The sequence below is a fragment of the Escherichia albertii genome, assembly GCF_028622335.1.
GTDB classification, from domain to species: domain Bacteria; phylum Pseudomonadota; class Gammaproteobacteria; order Enterobacterales; family Enterobacteriaceae; genus Escherichia; species Escherichia albertii.
Genome location: NZ_CP117568.1, coordinates 1,930,128 through 1,949,076, shown reverse-complemented (window position 1 = coordinate 1,949,076; position 18,949 = coordinate 1,930,128). Strand labels below are relative to the sequence as shown.

Here is an 18,949-nt window from a genome sequence, read left to right as displayed (position 1 = left end):
GGTTTCATCAATGTATTTTGTGGTCTTTATTTATAATAACGTATGAAATGATAATAAATTAGTGCGATACAATATTTACTCTCATGGTGGTAATATGACAAAAATAAAAATTGTAGTTTCTGATCAACAACCGTTTATGATTGATGGGATTATTCGTTTCCTGGAGCATTATCCAGAGCTGTATGAGGTTGTTGGTGGCTATAAGGATCTGAAGAAAGCTATCGCTGAATGTAATAAATCGGCCGCTCAGATTTTTATATTAGGTGAATTCGTTGGCGGCATGATGGGTTCTGAGCTTGTAAAGTGGGTTAAGTCGCACAAGATTGATGCCAGCATTATTACTTTTGTAGCAAAAATGCCCTACATTGACTCCATGAAATTGCTTGAAGCAGGTGCTAAAGGCTGTGTCTGGAAGACAAGCCATCCCGCTAAACTTAACAGAGCAATTGATTCTATAAGTAACGGGTATACTTATTTTGATAGCGTCCATATGGATTGTGAAAAAATATCCTCACGATTTTCCTCTGATAACCAGCTCACAAATCGTGAGTCAGAAATATTACAACTCATAGCAGATGGCAAAACGAACAAAGAGATTGCTAACTTCTTACAATTGAGCAGAAAAACTGTTGAAACACACAGGTTAAATATTATGAAAAAACTTGATGTGCACAGTGGAATTGAGCTGATAAAAACTGCATTACGTATGGGGGTATGCACCATCTAATCGTGTTAAGGCTTTAGTCTATTTTGTTAAAGCCTTAGGACGTTCTTTCATATTTAAATCTGTATAGATCTTATAGATTTTTTTTGCATATTGAAGCCTTTTTGTTTTATTTCCGGTCGTAAATCCGGCATTATAACTGCCAAGGCATTGCCAATTAACTCCGCAATGTGAAAAATGGTTATATAAAATTTCCGTTCCTATTTTAATATTTAGGCATGGGTTGCTTAATAATTCATTTTCATCTTTTATTAATCCTCTTTTTTTTAAAGATGGAATATGTATCTGATTAATTTGCATCAGACCATAATCGCGACTGATGACTTTTTTATGTGCATCAATATTTTTTCCTACACTGTTTTTATCCATATTGCTTTCTACCATGGCAATGGCTTTAAGCAAATTTGGTTCTATATGATAATATATGCCTGCTTCATTAAAACATTTATAATCAGCCAGTGAATTTTTAGCTAAAAAGAATGAAAAGAAAAAAATTGTCACCGGCAGAGACTTAATAAACTGCATACTTAGCTTTTCTCTTCTTTTAGAAACGAAAATTGAGATACCATAATTACAATTTCTATAGTATCTCAAATATGTATTATCAGATGATTGCTTCTACCATTCTAATTTGTGATAGGGAGATATTGGATTATCCTTATCGTACATATCATGTTCAAATGACATCATACATATTCTTACCATCCATGCCTCTATTGAGTCAGGGGGCGCTAATTTTGTATTAATTCGATCATCTAACGATACAACGTCCTCATGTTTTGCGGTAACGATACCTTGGGTTTCTACAACCAGATTTGCATAAGGTGCTTTGTCCATAGAATACTCCCTGTATTATTAGTGGATGCGGCCTGTGATCTAATAATTTACATGATTAAATTTAGAGCATTTTTTTTAGTCTGCACATAAGGTGTCCATCTTAGTTGTTCACTACTGATTCCAGTAAAAGTGAATCGTTTTTATTTATACATAATATTGTTCAAATACCAATTAAGATACCAGATATTGATCATTGTGATTGATAAGTTTTTGGCGGGCTATTAACTTCCTCATACTTTTTATAAGTTCTGAGCGATGACTAGTCTCTGATGCTGTATGAGATTGTATATAGCGTATGTTTTCATTTTGATATTGATGCATTTCGAGGCATTTTTTTATTATTACTATTTTGTTCCTGCATGGTTCTAGTTTTAATGAATTTTCAATGAAAAATTGTGCATCTCCAATGTTTCCATTATAAAATTGAACTAATGCCATGTAATAATATAGTGTCGCCAGATCTAAAGTATTAATCTGGGCCTGGTGGAAAAAAAGTTGGGAGACTATGCTGTTTCCTGAAAGTCCAGTTATAAGGCCCATAATTCCTAGCATTTGTCCGTCAAAAATATGACTTTTAGATACATTATCTATACACTCTGATGCTTTGTGAATTGCGTCTTCAAATTCATACTTCCCATGAAATGCTAGTGATACATAACATTCGGCGAGTAGGCAGCAACACTCTATATTTAAAGATTGTATATCGCTGTTGCCTTTTATTTCGTTAAAAATATGTATTGCTTTCTCTATACTCTCAGTCGTAAATCTATATAGTGAATTTTTACCTGCACTAAGAGCAGTCAGAAGTATTTTATCTTTTTCGTTCAATTTCTTGCGTGACGATTCCTTTTTGGAACTCACTATTATTTTTCTTGAGGCGATAACATTTATAATGAATGGCGATATTGTTGTGAACTCATCTGGTTTAAGGTGTAAGCAAGCAACCAGATGATTATTCTTGGTGTCAATTATTTCAATATATAAGGTATTTAATCCCTCTTTTTTTTCAACTCTGCCAGTTACATAATAGTCAGGATTAAACCTTGCCAAAAATGAATTTATGGATTCTTCATCAATGCAATAATCAGTCGCAGCCAGAGGGTAGGTATATAAACCATCAGCCTCCTTTTCCGCAATTGATTGAACCAGCTCTTGATTAATTGCTAATACATCAACAGAACTGTCAGGGGAGTGAAATGGAAAGACGGCAATTGAATTATTATATGACTCACTGCTATTTATTTTTGTTTTATAGACTTGTGCGCTGAATCGATATCCTTTTCGATATACGGTTTCTATACAACGTTCATATCCAAATTTTGAGAAGATACAGCGTAAAGAATATATGCATCTGGTTAAGGACTCATCACTTACGACAACCGTTCGCCATACTTTTTCAATGATATTATCTTTTAGAACTACAGTACCTGCAGCTTCGAGAAGCACGAGTAATACCCCCAGTTCTTTCGGGGGAATGTAGAGTTGCTGTTTTCCTTTGGTCAGAATACCGTCTTTCGTAAGTGTTATTCCTTCCAAAAAATGATATGAAAAGTAGTCTTCTACATCCATTAGATAGCCTCTGTAAAATATATGATTAAGTGCATCCTGCATGAGTAAAACATAGTGATGCGGGTCATTCTCATGTTCATTAAATTAGTACACATAGGAATTTACTATTACTTTTTTAGATAATTTAACTCGTGTTGCGGAGCGTGTAATGTGAAAAAATCTTAAATGTTATACATGACTGATACCTTCTTAACTTATTGATATTTCAGTATATATTTGGTATTTAAGAATTAAGTTTGTATTAGTTATAAGGATTTAAGAATAAATATTATCGGTTGATTACGACTTATAAGATACATTACGACTATTAACACAGATTTTTAATCTAAAAAGATGGGGGATTAGTAGTTAATATCTTCACCATCATCGACCAGGAGTTCTATATATGCTTGTGCTTTATTTTTTATACGTTCATCATCACAATTATTTATAATGAAATTAAAGCAGTTTATTGCATTTTCTATATTTTTTGCCCCGATCTGGCATTGTCCCATACGGTAAATAATCAAAAAATCATTGAAGGGAGAAAGGTTATAGCTCAATTGAAATAGTTCATAAGCTTGCTGGTATTTTTTCTTTGACTGACATACAGCTGCATAGCCCTTTAGATATTCATAATTTTTGAAATCGTAGATGCAAAGGAGTCGGTAAAAATTTTCTGCATCAGACATCCTCCCTTTTTCATAGAAATCGTAAGCGTATGCATATATTCTGTCTAATAACTCGGGAGTTAGCCCATGAAGAGGCGCAAGGTCTTTTCCCTGGCTCAATGCCTCTTTGAGTTGCTCAGCCCATTCATCATTACTTTTGAATGTGACTGGTAAGTTTAGATTCATAATTACCCTCTATTATATGATGTGTTATTGTATGAGATTATTATCTGTGTCTTATCATCTAAATAATGTTTGTCTGGTGTGTTATATATATTTGAAGTATCACAGCAACATTCATTTTTACAATTTCTACATCTGTAAACTATTATTTATTGCAACCATGACATTTTTGCGTTTATTTTATTTGTTGATGGTTGTTTTTAGTCGGACAGTCTGACGATGATGCCAAATATCCTCTTTATATTCTTCTGAATCTATCAAAAATCGCTCATTTTTTCTTTTTTACTATATTTCTACTTTGTGAGTATTAAATGTCACTTAGCCAAAAACTTTCTTATAAATCAATTGATTATATTTTTATGCTGATGATGTTTGTAACATGCAATAGGCCTCTATGTTGTAGAGTTTTTAATAATATTTGGTTATGGCAATCAAAAATCTTTTAATCAAGGTCATCACCTTATGGAGACGTTGCACAGATTGACTATATTTGTTATCGGCACATTTGGATTATTTACTTTGGTATTGAGTTAAGGTGGTGAATAAAGCGAGTTGAAAAATATTTAAAGTTAATTAGCGAGGTTTATATTATGTGCATTGAGTTCTTGCAGGTTCATGAAATAGTCTATATTCATGACATAGCTAATACTGGTGCTAAAAAAAAGCCCAAAATACCGTTGCAAAAATTCCTGAGCGCTGAGACGGCTTCGACTCAAACAAGATCATGGGGCGCTATATCTGGTTTTGTATCTGTCAATACAGATAATAAACAAGGCGAACCAAAATGGATTAAGCATCAGCATATCGCAGATATAAAAAAGAATAATTTTTTGTTTACAGAAAGTGAAATTGCTTATCTTAATACGCTGCTCATACTTTCTTTTATTGAGGTATTACAGAATTTAAGTGTTAATATTAATATTATGATCTTCCATACGGCAGTCTTTTTAAAAAATAAAAATGCGCGTAGTGTACATGAAGAGTTTGACTTTTTCATGCTTAATAAATGTTGTTAATGGTTTATGCGCTTTGTGTTTTTCTGCTGCACGACTATTATTAATATTTTCATGAGAAGGATAACATAATCATATGTGCGGTAAAGTTTATACCACAAAAGTAGTGATTATAAATTATTGTTATTTTATAGTGTTATATATTTATTTACTACAGTATAATATTGCCCTATTTCCTACGGTGAATATGAAGCCATGCTTACCTTGCGTCAAAATATTATAGCTTAAATTTTTATCTGGATAAACATAGAAGTCTGGTAAAATTTCAGAAAGCTGTTGATCTTCGGTATTATCAATAATTGCAAGTTTGTCTATATTTTTTGAATGAAAGTGAGTGGTGTCGTAATTTTCACTCCAGATATAGTTAATATCTCGTCTGATAGTTGTTGTTTGCTTATTTTTTTGCAGCAATGTCCCACTCAGTGCGACTGTTCCCGTTTTGTTATCTTCTGAATACATAAAATCCAACGTAAGATTAGCTTGCTCCTGGCCATTGAATATAATCCAGTCTGCTGTACACTCTTCGGTATGCCTGAATATGCTCTCTGCATAATAATAAATGGTGAGGAGTATAAATCCACTGATAAAAGATAAAATAAAAAATAATGTTTTTTTTAACTTAAGCATGGTTAACCTCACGAAAAGAGAGGGTTACACAGCCAGCAACTTCATGAGTATTATAATTTTTTTTACATGCCATAACGATTAACCCTGGAGCGGCTCTGGATAGGGAAAAATAGAGCCATGGATATTTTTTACAGTCAATTCCTGATGTTAATATTAGAGACGTATATTTATCGTAATCTTTCATGCCATGTAAGCTATCTTCTGTAACATTAAAGTTGCAACCTTTTATTTCTGCGATTGATTTGTAATCGGCAAAAAATGGTTTAGGTTGATTGTGTTGCCATACTAAAAATGCGAATAAAAGCCCTGTGATGAATGCACTTAACATGGATAAAAAAGTCCTGTGGCATTTGCGTATTTCTTTGGTGAAGAATTTCTTCCTGACAATTGTCTCCTCTTTATAAGAGATAGTCGGCTGAAGGGCTGGCGTATTGTTCTCAGGAGAGTCAGATGTTGTGATGATCGATTGACGCTCAACGTTAACCGTATTTTCTATTTTGAATCCTTTTCTTGGTACCGTTGCAACCAGCGAATCACTTGTTTCTCCGACTGCTCGTAAGCCGCGTCTTATGATGGATATGTTTTGATATAAGGTATTGGTTGGCACGTGCATGCCTGCTTCTTCCCATACCTTTTTGAAAAAATCTTGCTGGGTGACTACATCGGGAAAAGCTTCAAGAAGAAGTGTCAAACAGCGACTGGCTGGCGTTGTCAGAACGATCGTAAGATCGGTGTTATGGACCGAGATCAATCTTTTTTTTTCGGGCCAGAATTCGATATTATCGTTTATAATCCAATACATACGCAAATTTATAAATAGAATAAATCAATAGAAAATATAGAGTTTTATCAGTATATTGTTATTCGTTCTATAAATATAGAACAATTTTTTATTCATATGATGAATTTAAATTATGTTGTTTATTTGCAACATTAAATGCTGATGTGATTAACATAATTTACATGTGTTGCAATAAGTGTTTATGTTTTTTGCCATTAGCTGAACAAGATAAAAAGATGAATACGAGTTAGCGCAACCTAATAAAAGTAACTTTATGTATAGGCGAAAATACGGACACACCATTAATGTCCGTATAACGACTATAGTAATATCATATTAATGGTGAATAGAATGAGAACGGATGAATAATTCGTTGATTTTACCTCCCATTCTCTTTTCAATACGTTGCTTATAAGCATAGATGCTACGGATGTCCATATCGAGCGCTTCTGCGATTTGATATGGATTGTAGCCAGAGACCATATATCCCATGATAGTAAATTCCATCTGGGTCAATGTATTGCCTTTAGTAAATGATAAGTACCGACCAATAAACAACTGTCTTATCTTTTCATTAGCTACATCAAGTCCATCATCATTATATATGATAGCTGATATAGCGGGAGTATGTTTGCGCCAGTAATTAGCTAAAGATTGCATATTTCTGTCACTTACCAGGACGATCCCCATATTTGTACTGGAGAGATAATCAATCCAGTCTTTTTCTAAAAACAAGCGTAGGAAACTTACTGAAAAATCAACGAATATGTATCCACTTAATCTGGCGTTGTGATTTTTGCTTAATATGCCTTCAATCATACCACGATTGAAATATGAGCTCTCTTCCGGCCACATACAAAAACATGCATTTGCGCAATACTGCAAGCGTGGTGACTCTTCGGGCATTATTTGGCAATGCATTGAACAGCTATTGCACGTAAGACTTTTAAATCGGCTACACAGTCCCATGTTCAGAACCTCCCTATTCATATTCATAGATAATTTCATAGTTTCATTCGTTATTGCTGATGTCAATACGTGCAAAATTATTAACCTTTTAGAGAAATATCATGATTATTCTGTATTTCATATAATTCTCATTTTTTATCGGAAGCTGGAATTATCCGTATTTATATTTTGTTTTTTTTCACAGGCTTGGCTTTTATCTTGATTACGTATGCGCAAGGAGTCGGAAAACCACTTTATCTATTAAGAATATCTATATTGCAAATTGCTTTCGGATGATTAGACAATAACCGTTAAAACCTAAAGGTGCATCTTAAATGTTCTTATTTAAGATATTTACTGATCTGATTATACTAATGGTCTGAAATCTAAGGAGGAAATCAATTCAGGAGATTCGGGATTTGCGGGGATTTAAAGAGAGTGGATGGTTCACTGTGCTTGCGTGTTGAACCATCCACTTCTGAAAGTTAGCTAAAGAACATTACTGATACGCACAGAATGCCTACGATCAGCGTAATCAGATTCCCAATTGACCGACAGGGTTTCAGCGCAGGGATGAGATACGTTGAAAGTGTTGGCATGATAAACAGAATCATGGCAATGAGCGGACCACTTATCGCGTAAATCATTGAAATAGCATTCGGGTTGATACAGCAGATGATAAAGGTAATCAGCGATACCAACATAATGGATAGTGCGCGGTTAAATGACCGGCTTTTTTTAATCCCTACCTGTTGTAATGTTGTTTTGACAACTTCAGTTGCACCTTCAATAACACCAAAGTAGGTTCCTAAAAATGATTTAGACATCGCCACTACCGCAACAATAATCCCGGAAATTGATAGCCAGGCTGGGGCATTTGGCAGCATAGAGAGCGCCGAAAGAATGGTAACGCCTTCCTTTTTTGCCGTTTCGATATAAGAAGACGGTATTGATAACAGGCAGCTAAAGACGAAGAACAACACGCTTACGCAGATGATGAGATAAGCGACCTTCATAATTTTTTTGCATTTATCCATAGCGAGTTCGCCATATTTTTCACGTCTGTCGATAGCAAACGTAGAAATAATTGGCGTATGGCTAAAGGCGAAAACCATCACGGGAATCGATATCCATATCTGGTGAAGGGTATTCTGATTGAATTCAACCTGGGCAGTTAGTAAAGATGGTTGCCAACTACCGATAAGGTAGATAGAAAGAAATAAGAAATAAGCAATTAATGGGAATACTAAAAACCCCATTACCCGGATTGTTGCGTGGCGCCCCATCAGAAAGATGAGATTCAGGATCAACACCACGCCGAAACTAACCAGCATACGGATACGCAGGTCAATAGTCAGATGTTTTGCCAGTTGTTCCGTTAATGAGTTTGTGATTGCCACGGCATAAATTAGAACAACGACAAAGAATGCAATGAAATAGAGAGTGGTAATCAAATTACCGATCTTCTTCCCATAGTAGTGCGTTACCGCGCCAGTGATCCCTTCTCCTGCCGAAGTTTTCGAGGAAAGGATGAATTGACACAAGGCCTTATGTGGCCAATATGTTAAGGGCCAGGCGACCAGTGCAGTAATAAACAGGACTACGGCTCCTGCTGAACCTAACTGAATAGGGAGAAAGAGCGTTCCTGCGCCAACGGCAGTGCCGTAGAGCGCGAAGCTCCAGAGAGTTTCTTCTTTTGACCAAATCTTAGACATTATTTGAACGTATCATCTACAAATTAAATAAAATGGAGGGCAATTTACCATAAACCAGGTGAAACATGGGAGATTAACGCCATATCAACCCATGCATTCGTATGTTAGTAGATGCAAACCTTGCGTGCCAGTTGGCTATCTCCCCCCTCATTTCAGCGTATCTCCTTTGTGATAAAAATCACTTTTACCAAACAATTATCATAACTATTTTTAACAATCATTTACTATTGCACGGTTAATTCGTGCGAGGTTGTGATGAAAGATGTTGTGATTGTCGGGGCGTTACGAACACCTATTGGTTGCTTTCGCGGAGCGTTGGCGGGGCATTCCGCTGTGGAGCTTGGCAGCCTGGTTGTGAAAGCGTTATTAGAACGCACCGGTGTTGCTGCACATGCGGTGGATGAAGTGATTCTCGGGCAGGTCCTGACCGCTGGGGCAGGGCAAAATCCGGCACGACAGTCGGCTATTAAAGGTGGCCTTCCTAACAGTGTCTCGGCAATTACTATTAATGATGTTTGTGGTTCCGGGCTAAAAGCACTGCATCTCGCCACTCAGGCGATTCAGTGTGGCGAGGCTGATATTGTTATTGCCGGTGGCCAGGAAAATATGAGCCGCGCGCCACATGTCCTGACTGATAGTCGAACCGGCGCACACCTTGGTGATAGCCAACTGGTTGATAGTCTTGTTCATGATGGTCTGTGGGACGCATTCAATGATTATCATATTGGCGTTACCGCTGAGAATCTGGCCCGCGAGTATGGTATCAGTCGTCAGTTGCAAGACGCTTATGCCCTTAGTTCACAACAAAAAGCGCGGGCGGCTATTGATGCCGGACGATTTAAGGATGAGATAGTCCCGGTCAGAACGCAAAACAATGGGCAGATACGGGTTGTTGATACCGATGAACAGCCTCGTGCTGACGCCAGTGTAGAAGGATTAGCCTGCTTAGATCCGTCATTTGATAGTCACGGCTCTGTTACTGCAGGAAATGCATCATCCATCAACGATGGCGCAGCAGCCGTTATGATGATGAGCGAAGTCAAAGCGCGAACGTTGAATTTACCTGTGCTGGCTCGTATTCGCGCATTTGCCAGTGTCGGCGTGGACCCCGCACTGATGGGCATTGCCCCCGTATATGCGACTCGTCGTTGTCTGGAACGTGCGGGTTGGCAACTGGCCGATGTCGATCTTATTGAAGCTAACGAAGCTTTTGCCGCGCAGGCGCTTTCCGTCGGTAAAATGCTCGAGTGGGATGAGCGCCGGGTTAATGTCAATGGTGGCGCCATTGCTCTCGGTCATCCAATTGGCGCTTCTGGCTGCCGTATTCTGGTTTCTCTGGTTCATGAAATGGTGAAACGCAATGCACGCAAAGGGTTGGCTACACTCTGCATTGGCGGTGGTCAGGGGGTGGCATTAACGATAGAACGCGATGAATAGCTCTGTATTTCTTTCCCGTCTGTTAAACGTCTGCTGTCATTAATTCATTTTATGATAATGGCTGGCTCGTTAATCTCCTCGATTTATTATTACAGCCCTGCCACTCAAAAACTGGCGGGGTTTTTGATTTTTTCGAATCAGCATAGTCCATACTGTAGCTATAAAATAATCCATATCTATGCTATTTCCGGCCTGACACCTGTATTAATCACGTATTTTTTTACCTGTGTTATTACTCTGTGCTGGCAGGAAAAAATGGTTACTATCAATACGGAAATCAGCTTTAACGCCGCGACCTCGACGTGATATGCGCCGCGTATTTTCAAAATGGCGGGAGAGAAGTTGAGAAATATCGGCGTCTGATTTTACAGGCCGGATATGCTGTACATCCGACCTTTTTTCCGTTAATAGAGATCGGATTCGAGGCCGTTAAGGTGGTTGTTACGTTCCTTATTTTGCCTTGCTGCATTAACTCATATGTCAGGAGAAAGGAATGAAAACAATTGGTTTACTGGGCGGCATGAGCTGGGAATCCACAATCCCTTACTATCGTTTGATAAACGAGGGAATTAAGCAGCGGCTTGGTGGGCTTCATTCTGCGCAAGTGTTACTGCATAGCGTTGATTTTTATGAAATAGAAGAGTGTCAACGGCGCGGGGAATGGGATAAAACAGGCGATATTCTGGCCGGGGCGGCGCTTGGCCTACAGCGTGCGGGGGCAGAAGGTATCGTGTTATGTACTAATACGATGCATAAAGTGGCTAAGACGATTGAATCTCGTTGCTCGCTGCCTTTCTTACATATAGCGGATGCCACCGGGCGAGCGATTCGTCGGGCCGGAATGACACGCGTGGCGCTGTTGGGAACGCGCTACACCATGGAACAGGATTTTTATCGCGGACGGCTGGCGGAGCAATTTTCTATTAACTGCCTGGTGCCGGCTGCGGATGAACGGGAGAAAATTAATCAGATCATTTTTGAAGAACTGTGCCTCGGGCAATTCACCGAAGCATCACGCGCTTATTATGCGCAAGTGATTGCTCGCCTCGCAGAACAGGGAGCGCAGGGCGTTATTTTTGGCTGTACTGAAATAGGTTTACTGCTGCCGGAAGAGCGCAGTGTTCTGCCTGTGTTCGATACGACGGCAATCCATGCCGAAGATGCTGTGTCCTTTATGCTGTCGTAATGCTCTATAAAATAGCCTCAAGCGAGGCAACCAGTTTTGGTAAGCCTATTTGTAAGTGCTCACTAAATGTCTGAACCAGTGCTGATGACGGACGATGCAGGGGGCGAATCAGACTTACGGTGAAGGGAACTGCAATACTGAATCGCCGCACGACTAACCCACTTGCCGCATAATCCAGAGCAGTGAGTGGATTAACCACGGAAACGCCAGCACCTGCGCGAACCATTGCGCAGATTGACGCGGCGCTGTGGGTTTCCACTATCATTCGCCGTTTAACCTGATGTTCATTAAAGAGCTGATCCAGCAACTGGCGATAGCTGTCGCTACGGGAAAGGCTGATGTAGTTCTCACCGTGGAAATCTTCCGGTGTTAATACTTCTTTTGCCGCCAGCGGATGACACGCCGGTAAAACACAAACTTCATCTAATGACAGTAATTCGGTACGTTCTGTTCCCGCAGGCGTGTGTAGCGTCTCAGTGAGTCCTAAATCATGGCGTTGGGCTGAAAGCCACTCTTCAAGTAATGGTGATTCTTGCGGCACGATATTTAAGCTGACTTCAGGATAGCGAGCCAGAAACGGTTGCAGCAGCGGAGGTAAAAAAGACTGTGAAAATACTGGCAGGCAGGCAATAGAAAGCTCGCCCTGCCGAAACTCGCGCAGGCTTTCCGCAGCACTGACAATGCGATCCAGTCCGTACCATGAGCGCTGTACCTCTTCAAACAGGCGTAATCCTTGTACCGTGGGATGCAATCTTCCACGTACGCGCTCAAACAATTTCAGCCCGATGACTTTTTCAAAACGCGCCAGCTCACGGCTGACGGTTGGCTGTGAGGTGTGCAGTAGCTGTGCCGCTTCAGTCAGGCTTCCTGCTGTCATAACTGCATGAAAAATTTCAATATGACGTAAGTTAACGGCGGCCATCTGCATTCTCCTGCTATCCGATATTCCATATCATTTTTGCATAGACTCAACATAAAACGATATTTTTTATTCTTTTTATGATGTGGCGTAATCATAAAAAAGCATTTATTTGGAGTTTGCTATGCCACATTCACTGTTCAGTACTGATACCGATCTCACCGCTGAAAATCTGTTGCGCTTACCCGCAGAATTCGGTTGCCCGGTGTGGGTCTATGATGCACAAATTATTCGTCGACAGATTGCCGTTCTGAAACAGTTTGATGTGGTGCGCTTCGCTCAGAAAGCCTGTTCCAATATTCATATTTTGCGCTTAATGCGTGAACAGGGCGTGAAGGTGGATTCTGTTTCGTTGGGGGAAATCGAGCGCGCCCTGGCGGCAGGATATAACCCACAAACGCATCCTGACGACATTGTGTTTACCGCCGATGTTATTGATCAGGCGACGCTCGAGCGCGTTAGCGAACTGCAAATTCCGGTGAATGCTGGCTCTATTGATATGCTTGACCAACTTGGACAAGTGTCGCCAGGGCATCGCGTGTGGCTGCGCGTTAATCCGGGGTTTGGTCACGGCCATAGCCAAAAAACCAATACCGGTGGCGAAAACAGTAAGCACGGTATCTGGTATACCGATCTTCCGGCTGCTCTGGAAGTGATACAACGCCATCGTCTGCAACTGGTCGGCATTCATATGCACATCGGTTCCGGCGTCGATTATGCGCATCTGGAACAGGTGTGTGGCGCGATGGTGCGGCAGGTCATCGAATTTGGTCAGGATTTACAGGCTATTTCTGCTGGCGGTGGGCTATCCATTCCTTATCAACAGGGAGAAGAGGCGGTCGATATCGAACATTATTATGGCCTGTGGAACGCGGCGCGTGAGCAGATCGCCCGCCATTTGGGACACCATGTGAAACTGGAAATTGAACCCGGTCGGTTTCTGGTGGCGCAGTCTGGCGTACTGATAACCCAGGTACGGAGCGTCAAACAAATGGGCAGTCGCCGCTTTGTTCTGGTTGATGCGGGATTTAACGATCTGATGCGCCCGGCAATGTACGGCAGCTATCATCACATTAGTGCGCTGGCGGCAGATGGTCGTTCTCTTGAACATGCGCCAACGGTGGAAACTGTGGTTGCCGGGCCATTATGTGAATCGGGTGATGTCTTTACCCAGCAGGAAGGGGGCAAAGTCGAAACTCGCGCCTTGCCGGAGGTAAAAGCTGGCGATTATTTGATTTTGCATGATACTGGCGCGTACGGCGCGTCAATGTCATCGAACTACAATAGCCGCCCGCTGCTACCGGAAGTTCTGTTTGATAACGGTCAGGCGAGGTTGATTCGCCGCCGCCAGACCATTGGTGAATTACTGGCGCTTGAGCTGCTTTAATCGTAGTTAGTCGCTGGATGCATGATGGATTGTATCCAGCGGCGGCGTTGAAACTGAATGACGACGCACCAGCGTCGGACTAAAAACGTTGGTGATTTCCGGGAGAGGGCGATTATCCGCCAGCGCCAATGCCAGTTCGGCAGCCTGAGTCGCCATCGTCACTATTGGGTAGCGTACGGTGGTCAAACGTGGGCGTACATAACGTGACACCAGCACATCGTCAAAACCAATCAACGAAATCTCACCCGGTACGTCAATCCCATTGTCATTGAGCACGCCCATCGCCCCCGCCGCCATTGAATCGTTATAACAGGCTACTGCAGTGAAATTTCTGCCTCGTCCCAAAAGCTCGGTCATTGCCTGTTCGCCACCGCTTTCGTCTGGTTCGCCAAAAGTCACCAGCCGGTCATTGGCCTGAATACCGCTTTCGGCAAGAGCATCGTAATACCCCTGCAGGCGATCTTCGGCGTCAGAAATAGAGTGGTTAGAGCAGATATAACCAATGCGTGTATGGCCTTGTTGAATTAAGTGGCGAGTTGCCAGCCAGGCGCCGTAACGATCGTCCAGCGCAATACAGCGATTTTCAAAGCCGGGGAGGATGCGGTTGATCAATACCATGCCAGGCATTTGTTTCATCAATGAGGCTAAATCGGCATCCGGGATCATTTTGGCATGGACGACCAGCGCGGCACAGCGGTGGCGGATCAATTGTTCAATGGCCTGACGCTCTTTTTGTTCATTGTGATAACCGTTGCCAATTAATAAGAAATTACCAGTATGGTAAGCCACCTGTTCGACCGCTTTCACCATCGCACCAAAAAACGGATCGGAAACATCACCAACGACCAGGCCAACTGTTTCGGTGGTCTGTTGCGCCAGCGCACGCGCGTTAGCGTTCGGGTGATAGCTTAGAGATTCCATCGCACTATGCACAGCCAGACGAGAAGCTTCGCTGGCTTTTGGAGAGTTATTAATGACACGGGAAACGGTGGCGACTGAAACGCCTGCCAGTCGGGCTACATCCTTTATGGTCGCCATGAAAATACCTTTGTGGGTAAACGCTTACATTCTGCCAGTGTTACGGAAAACGCTTGTCGGTTCAAGGGGCGTGGTACTTTCTGAATGGGAAGTGTGCGTGAAACGAGAATAAATAAGACAAAAAAAGAGATTACAAACCTTTGGTTACACTTTGCGAAACGCTGTTGCGATTGACCGCTAGTGGCGTTTGGCTATGGATTGTTAAAGTGGTGGTCCCAGAGGTATTGATAGGTGAAGTCAACTTCGGGTTGAGCACATGAATTACACCAACCTGCGCAGATGCGCAGGTTTTTTTTTGCTTGTCATCAATCTGTAACAGTAACCGATAATTTACACACCTGGTTGCATTTCCCTTAATTCCTTTGCGTTTTCTTGCTGGCGAAGAGTCTTCGCGCAGACCACAATCAAGATCCCAGAGGTATTGATTGGTGAGATTATTCGGTACGCTCTTCGTACCCTGTCTCTTGCACCAACCTGCGCGGATGCGCAGGTTTTTTTTCGCACCCAATTTACTGTCGCTCCCGTTCCCCTTCTCGTGTAATCTCCCCCCATTCGCTTTTACTGAATAATGAGCAAAGGGAGTTGGAATGCTTTTTAGCTTTTTCCGTAATTTGTGTCGTGTTTTGTACCGTGTTCGCGTTACCGGAGACACTGAGGCATTGAAAGACGAGCGAGTTCTCATCACGCCTAATCACGTCTCTTTTATTGACGGCGTTTTACTGGCGCTGTTTTTACCCGTACGCCCGGTATTTGCCGTTTACACTTCTATTAGTCAGCAGTGGTATATGCGTTGGCTGAAGTCATTTATCGACTTTGTTCCTCTCGACCCGACGCAACCCATGGCGATTAAGCATCTGGTGCGCCTGGTTGAGCAGGGGCGTCCAGTGGTGATATTCCCGGAAGGGCGAATCACCACCACCGGCTCGCTGATGAAAATCTATGATGGCGCGGGTTTTATCGCGGCGAAGTCAGGCGCGACGGTCATTCCTGTGCGTATTGAAGGGGCGGAGCTTACTCACTTCAGTCGCCTGAAAGGTCTGGTTAAACGACGCTTATTTCCACGGATTCATCTGCATATTTTGCCGCCAACCCGGGTGCCGATGCCGGATGCGCCACGTGCCCGTGACCGCCGTAAAATCGCGGGAGAAATGCTGCACCAAATCATGATGGAAGCACGCATGGCGGTGCGTCCACGTGAAACACTGTATGAATCCTTGTTGGGGGCGATGTATCGTTTCGGCGCCGGGAAAAAGTGTGTTGAAGATGTCAACTTTACCCCAGATACCTATCGCAAATTGCTCACTAAAACATTGTTTGTTGGTCGCATCCTCGAAAAATATAGCGTTGAAGGGGAAAGAATCGGTTTAATGCTGCCCAATGCGGGCATTAGTGCGGCAGTGATTTTTGGGGCCATCGCCCGTCGCCGTATTCCGGCAATGATGAACTACACTGCCGGGGTAAAAGGGCTGAGCAGCGCAATTACTGCCGCTGAAATCAAAACTATCTTCACTTCCCGCCAGTTCCTCGACAAAGGCAAACTCTGGCATCTGCCGGAACAACTCACTCAGGTGCGTTGGGTCTATCTGGAAGATTTAAAAGCGGATGTCACTACGGCTGACAAAGTGTGGATCTTCGCACATCTGTTGATGCCGCGTCTGGCACAGGTAAAACAGCAGCCGGAAGAAGAGGCATTGATCCTCTTTACTTCAGGTTCAGAAGGCCATCCGAAAGGCGTCGTCCATAGCCATAAAAGTATTCTGGCGAACGTTGAGCAGATTAAAACCATCGCCGATTTCACCACTCATGACCGCTTTATGTCGGCGTTACCGCTGTTCCACTCTTTTGGGCTGACGGTGGGACTGTTTACGCCGCTGTTGACTGGCGCAGAAGTGTTTCTTTACCCCAGTCCGCTGCATTACCGCATTGTACCGGAACTGGTATATGACCGCAGTTGCACCGTGCTTTTTGGCACCTCGACATTCCTCGGTCACTACGCGCGCTTTGCCAATCCTTATGACTTCTATCGCCTACGCTATGTAGTGGCGGGTGCTGAAAAACTGCAAGAAAGCACTAAACAGCTTTGGCAGGATAAATTTGGCCTGCGCATCCTTGAAGGCTACGGCGTGACTGAATGTGCGCCAGTGGTGTCCATTAATGTGCCAATGGCGGCGAGGCCGGGCACTGTTGGACGTATTTTGCCGGGGATGGATGCGCGTCTGCTGGCGGTTCCTGGCATTGAAGAGGGCGGTCGCCTGCAACTGAAAGGGCCGAACATTATGAACGGCTACCTGCGGGTAGAGAAGCCTGGTGTACTGGAAGTGCCTACTGCCGAGAATGTTCGCGGCGAAATGGAGCGCGGCTGGTATGACACCGGTGATATCGTGCGCTTTGATGAGCAGGGCTTTGTGCAGATTCAGGGCCGCGCGAAACGCTTTGCCAAAATTGCAGGCGAAATGGTATCGCTGGAAATGGTGGAACAACTGGCGCTTAGTGTTTCGCCGGATAAAGTGCATGCTACGGCGATTAAGAGCGATATTAGCAAGGGCGAGGCGTTGGTACTGTTCACCACTGATAGCGAACTAACGCGCGATAAGCTGCAACAGTATGCCCGTAAGCATGGCGTGCCGGAGCTTGCCGTACCGCGTGACATTCGCTATCTGAAACAGATGCCATTATTGGGCAGCGGCAAACCTGACTTTGTCACGTTGAAAAGTTGGGTAGACGAAGCGGAACAACACGATGAGTGAGTCAGTACACACTAACACTTCGCTATGGTCGAAAGGGATGAAAGCGGTTATTGCGGCGCAGTTTCTCTCTGCGTTTGGCGATAACGCGTTGTTGTTTGCCACGCTGGCATTACTGAAAGCGCAGTTCTACCCGGAATGGAGTCAGCCCATTCTGCAAATGGTGTTTGTGGGTGCTTACATTCTTTTTGCGCCGTTTGTTGGCCAGATTGCCGATAGCTTTGCTAAAGGCCGGGTAATGATGTTTGCCAACGGCCTTAAATTGCTTGGCGCCGCCAGTATCTGTTTTGGCATCAATCCCTTTCTCGGTTATACGCTGGTGGGCGTTGGTGCGGCGGCTTATTCACCGGCGAAATACGGTATTCTCGGCGAATTAACCACCGGCAGTAAGTTAGTGAAAGCTAACGGTTTAATGGAGGCGTCTACTATTGCGGCGATTTTGCTCGGTTCTGTCGCCGGTGGTGTGCTGGCTGACTGGCATGTTCTGGTCGCTCTGGCGGCATGTGCGCTGGCTTATGGTGGAGCGGTCGTTGCCAATATCTATATTCCAAAACTGGCGGCGGCGCGTCCGGGTCAGTCGTGGAATCTCATTAACATGACTCGTAGCTTTCTGTATGCCAGCGCCTCGCTGTGGCGCAACGGTGAAACGCGTTTTTCGCTGGTAGGCACCAGTTTGTTCTGGGGGGCGGGCGTTACGTTGCGTTTCCTGCTGGTGCTGTGGGTGCCGGTGGCGCTGGGCATAACCGATAACGCCACGCCGACTTATCTCAATGCGATGGTCGCGATAGGTATTGTGGTCGGTGCAGGCGCGGCGGCAAAACTGGTTACGCTGGAAACCGTTTCGCGCTGTATGCCTGCCGGGATTTTAATTGGCGTGGTGGTACTGTTTTTCTCTCTGCAACATGAACTGCTGCCAGCCTATGCCTTGCTGATGCTGATTGGTGTGCTGGGCGGCTTTTTTGTTGTTCCGCTCAATGCATTATTACAAGAGCGGGGCAAAAAAAGCGTCGGGGCGGGGAATGCGATTGCAGTACAAAATCTTGGCGAAAACAGCGCCATGCTGCTGATGCTGGGGATTTATTCGCTGGCGGTATTGGCGGGTATTCCGGTTGTACCAATCGGTATTGGTTTCGGTGCGCTGTTTGCACTGGCGATATCGGCGCTGTGGATCTGGCAACGCCGTCATTAAGC

General features: G+C 43.2%; 18 protein-coding genes. 7 read left to right on the top strand and 11 right to left on the bottom strand.

What is annotated here, in order from left to right:
- The first annotated feature begins 94 nt into the window (after nucleotides 1-94).
- Nucleotides 95-727: a LuxR C-terminal-related transcriptional regulator gene (locus PS053_RS09490; protein WP_000161412.1), complete on the top strand. Its 633-nt coding sequence runs from the start codon at nucleotides 95-97 to the stop codon at nucleotides 725-727.
- An 18-nt stretch (nucleotides 728-745) separates the two neighbouring features.
- Here the strand turns inward: PS053_RS09490 and PS053_RS09485 are convergent, their stop codons facing one another.
- The 4 genes from PS053_RS09485 to PS053_RS09470 all read right to left on the bottom strand — a co-directional run bounded on the left by PS053_RS09485 (nucleotide 746) and on the right by PS053_RS09470 (nucleotide 3,966).
- Nucleotides 746-1,249 carry a lytic transglycosylase domain-containing protein gene (locus PS053_RS09485; RefSeq protein WP_059218064.1) on the bottom strand — a complete coding sequence of 168 codons (504 nt, stop codon included), beginning with the start codon at nucleotides 1,247-1,249 and terminating at the stop codon, nucleotides 746-748.
- A gap of 93 nt (nucleotides 1,250-1,342) precedes the next feature.
- Nucleotides 1,343-1,561 (bottom strand): hypothetical protein, encoded by a 219-nt coding sequence (locus PS053_RS09480; RefSeq protein WP_000356466.1) that lies wholly within the window; start codon nucleotides 1,559-1,561, stop codon nucleotides 1,343-1,345.
- A gap of 171 nt (nucleotides 1,562-1,732) precedes the next feature.
- Nucleotides 1,733-3,130, bottom strand: coding sequence for a winged helix-turn-helix domain-containing protein (locus PS053_RS09475; protein WP_059218063.1), 1,398 nt, complete (start codon nucleotides 3,128-3,130; stop codon nucleotides 1,733-1,735).
- 341 nt (nucleotides 3,131-3,471) lie between these two features.
- The gene (locus PS053_RS09470) at nucleotides 3,472-3,966 is read right to left on the bottom strand and encodes a tetratricopeptide repeat protein (protein WP_059236730.1); all 495 of its coding nucleotides are present in this window, start codon (nucleotides 3,964-3,966) and stop codon (nucleotides 3,472-3,474) included.
- A 587-nt stretch (nucleotides 3,967-4,553) separates the two neighbouring features.
- Between PS053_RS09470 and PS053_RS09465 the strand changes: the two genes are divergently transcribed.
- Nucleotides 4,554-4,979 carry a hypothetical protein gene (locus PS053_RS09465; RefSeq protein ID WP_059224480.1) on the top strand — a complete coding sequence of 142 codons (426 nt, stop codon included), beginning with the start codon at nucleotides 4,554-4,556 and terminating at the stop codon, nucleotides 4,977-4,979.
- A 141-nt stretch (nucleotides 4,980-5,120) separates the two neighbouring features.
- Here the strand turns inward: PS053_RS09465 and PS053_RS09460 are convergent, their stop codons facing one another.
- The 4 genes from PS053_RS09460 to PS053_RS09445 form a co-directional block, all read right to left on the bottom strand.
- A complete protein-coding gene (locus PS053_RS09460; RefSeq protein ID WP_059224478.1) occupies nucleotides 5,121-5,603 on the bottom strand; it encodes a hypothetical protein in 483 nt (160 codons plus the stop codon).
- Nucleotides 5,596-6,405: a winged helix-turn-helix domain-containing protein gene (locus PS053_RS09455; RefSeq protein WP_059216780.1), complete on the bottom strand. Its 810-nt coding sequence runs from the start codon at nucleotides 6,403-6,405 to the stop codon at nucleotides 5,596-5,598. The genes PS053_RS09460 and PS053_RS09455 overlap by 8 nt, the downstream gene beginning before the upstream one ends.
- A 315-nt stretch (nucleotides 6,406-6,720) precedes the next feature.
- Nucleotides 6,721-7,353, bottom strand: coding sequence for a helix-turn-helix transcriptional regulator (locus PS053_RS09450; RefSeq protein ID WP_024165043.1), 633 nt, complete (start codon nucleotides 7,351-7,353; stop codon nucleotides 6,721-6,723).
- A 464-nt stretch (nucleotides 7,354-7,817) separates the two neighbouring features.
- Nucleotides 7,818-9,047 (bottom strand): amino acid permease, encoded by a 1,230-nt coding sequence (locus tag PS053_RS09445; RefSeq protein WP_105198718.1) that lies wholly within the window; start codon nucleotides 9,045-9,047, stop codon nucleotides 7,818-7,820.
- A 255-nt stretch (nucleotides 9,048-9,302) separates the two neighbouring features.
- Here PS053_RS09445 and PS053_RS09440 point away from each other — a divergent pair, with 255 nt between their 5' ends.
- Complete coding sequence (locus tag PS053_RS09440; RefSeq protein ID WP_025238459.1) at nucleotides 9,303-10,484, top strand: acetyl-CoA C-acetyltransferase; 1,182 nt, start codon at nucleotides 9,303-9,305, stop codon at nucleotides 10,482-10,484.
- Nucleotides 10,485-10,977: 493 nt separating this feature from the next.
- Nucleotides 10,978-11,670 (top strand): aspartate/glutamate racemase, encoded by a 693-nt coding sequence (locus tag PS053_RS09435; protein ID WP_000848682.1) that lies wholly within the window; start codon nucleotides 10,978-10,980, stop codon nucleotides 11,668-11,670.
- Between the two features lie 4 nt (nucleotides 11,671-11,674).
- Here PS053_RS09435 and PS053_RS09430 read toward each other — a convergent pair whose 3' ends face one another.
- Nucleotides 11,675-12,592, bottom strand: a complete 918-nt coding sequence (locus PS053_RS09430) for a LysR family transcriptional regulator (protein WP_273774865.1) — start codon at nucleotides 12,590-12,592, stop codon at nucleotides 11,675-11,677.
- Between the two features lie 121 nt (nucleotides 12,593-12,713).
- On the opposite strand from PS053_RS09430, the gene lysA reads away from it, so the two are divergent.
- Complete coding sequence (gene lysA / locus PS053_RS09425) at nucleotides 12,714-13,976, top strand: diaminopimelate decarboxylase (RefSeq protein WP_256878867.1); 1,263 nt, start codon at nucleotides 12,714-12,716, stop codon at nucleotides 13,974-13,976.
- 6 nt (nucleotides 13,977-13,982) lie between these two features.
- Here lysA and galR read toward each other — a convergent pair whose 3' ends face one another.
- Both galR and PS053_RS09415 read right to left on the bottom strand, forming a co-directional pair.
- Nucleotides 13,983-15,014, bottom strand: coding sequence for an HTH-type transcriptional regulator GalR (gene galR / locus PS053_RS09420; RefSeq protein ID WP_059218058.1), 1,032 nt, complete (start codon nucleotides 15,012-15,014; stop codon nucleotides 13,983-13,985).
- A gap of 130 nt (nucleotides 15,015-15,144) precedes the next feature.
- On the bottom strand, nucleotides 15,145-15,522 hold the full coding sequence (locus PS053_RS09415; RefSeq protein WP_137649972.1) for a hypothetical protein: 378 nt from the start codon (nucleotides 15,520-15,522) through the stop codon (nucleotides 15,145-15,147).
- Between the two features lie 79 nt (nucleotides 15,523-15,601).
- Between PS053_RS09415 and aas the strand changes: the two genes are divergently transcribed.
- Nucleotides 15,602-17,761: a bifunctional acyl-ACP--phospholipid O-acyltransferase/long-chain-fatty-acid--ACP ligase gene (gene aas, locus PS053_RS09410; protein ID WP_054412472.1), complete on the top strand. Its 2,160-nt coding sequence runs from the start codon at nucleotides 15,602-15,604 to the stop codon at nucleotides 17,759-17,761.
- Nucleotides 17,754-18,947, top strand: a complete 1,194-nt coding sequence (lplT, locus tag PS053_RS09405; RefSeq protein WP_204619954.1) for a lysophospholipid transporter LplT — start codon at nucleotides 17,754-17,756, stop codon at nucleotides 18,945-18,947. Before aas ends, lplT begins: the two co-directional genes overlap by 8 nt.
- The last annotated feature ends 2 nt before the right edge of the window (nucleotides 18,948-18,949 follow it).

What these genes read in the sequence shown, in the direction of transcription:
- PS053_RS09475 (WP_059218063.1), bottom strand. Translation starts at nt 3,130, where the DNA reads ATGGATGTAGAAGACTACTTTTCATATCATTTTTTGGAAGGAATAACA.
- galR (WP_059218058.1), bottom strand. Translation starts at nt 15,014, where the DNA reads ATGGCGACCATAAAGGATGTAGCCCGACTGGCAGGCGTTTCAGTCGCC.
- PS053_RS09455 (WP_059216780.1), bottom strand. Translation starts at nt 6,405, where the DNA reads ATGTATTGGATTATAAACGATAATATCGAATTCTGGCCCGAAAAAAAA.
- lplT (WP_204619954.1), top strand. Translation starts at nt 17,754, where the DNA reads ATGAGTGAGTCAGTACACACTAACACTTCGCTATGGTCGAAAGGGATG.
- PS053_RS09430 (WP_273774865.1), bottom strand. Translation starts at nt 12,592, where the DNA reads ATGGCCGCCGTTAACTTACGTCATATTGAAATTTTTCATGCAGTTATG.
- PS053_RS09450 (WP_024165043.1), bottom strand. Translation starts at nt 7,353, where the DNA reads ATGGGACTGTGTAGCCGATTTAAAAGTCTTACGTGCAATAGCTGTTCA.
- PS053_RS09470 (WP_059236730.1), bottom strand. Translation starts at nt 3,966, where the DNA reads ATGAATCTAAACTTACCAGTCACATTCAAAAGTAATGATGAATGGGCT.
- PS053_RS09460 (WP_059224478.1), bottom strand. Translation starts at nt 5,603, where the DNA reads ATGCTTAAGTTAAAAAAAACATTATTTTTTATTTTATCTTTTATCAGT.
- PS053_RS09480 (WP_000356466.1), bottom strand. Translation starts at nt 1,561, where the DNA reads ATGGACAAAGCACCTTATGCAAATCTGGTTGTAGAAACCCAAGGTATC.
- aas (WP_054412472.1), top strand. Translation starts at nt 15,602, where the DNA reads ATGCTTTTTAGCTTTTTCCGTAATTTGTGTCGTGTTTTGTACCGTGTT.
- lysA (WP_256878867.1), top strand. Translation starts at nt 12,714, where the DNA reads ATGCCACATTCACTGTTCAGTACTGATACCGATCTCACCGCTGAAAAT.
- PS053_RS09445 (WP_105198718.1), bottom strand. Translation starts at nt 9,047, where the DNA reads ATGTCTAAGATTTGGTCAAAAGAAGAAACTCTCTGGAGCTTCGCGCTC.
- PS053_RS09435 (WP_000848682.1), top strand. Translation starts at nt 10,978, where the DNA reads ATGAAAACAATTGGTTTACTGGGCGGCATGAGCTGGGAATCCACAATC.
- PS053_RS09440 (WP_025238459.1), top strand. Translation starts at nt 9,303, where the DNA reads ATGAAAGATGTTGTGATTGTCGGGGCGTTACGAACACCTATTGGTTGC.
- PS053_RS09465 (WP_059224480.1), top strand. Translation starts at nt 4,554, where the DNA reads ATGTGCATTGAGTTCTTGCAGGTTCATGAAATAGTCTATATTCATGAC.
- PS053_RS09490 (WP_000161412.1), top strand. Translation starts at nt 95, where the DNA reads ATGACAAAAATAAAAATTGTAGTTTCTGATCAACAACCGTTTATGATT.
- PS053_RS09485 (WP_059218064.1), bottom strand. Translation starts at nt 1,249, where the DNA reads ATGCAGTTTATTAAGTCTCTGCCGGTGACAATTTTTTTCTTTTCATTC.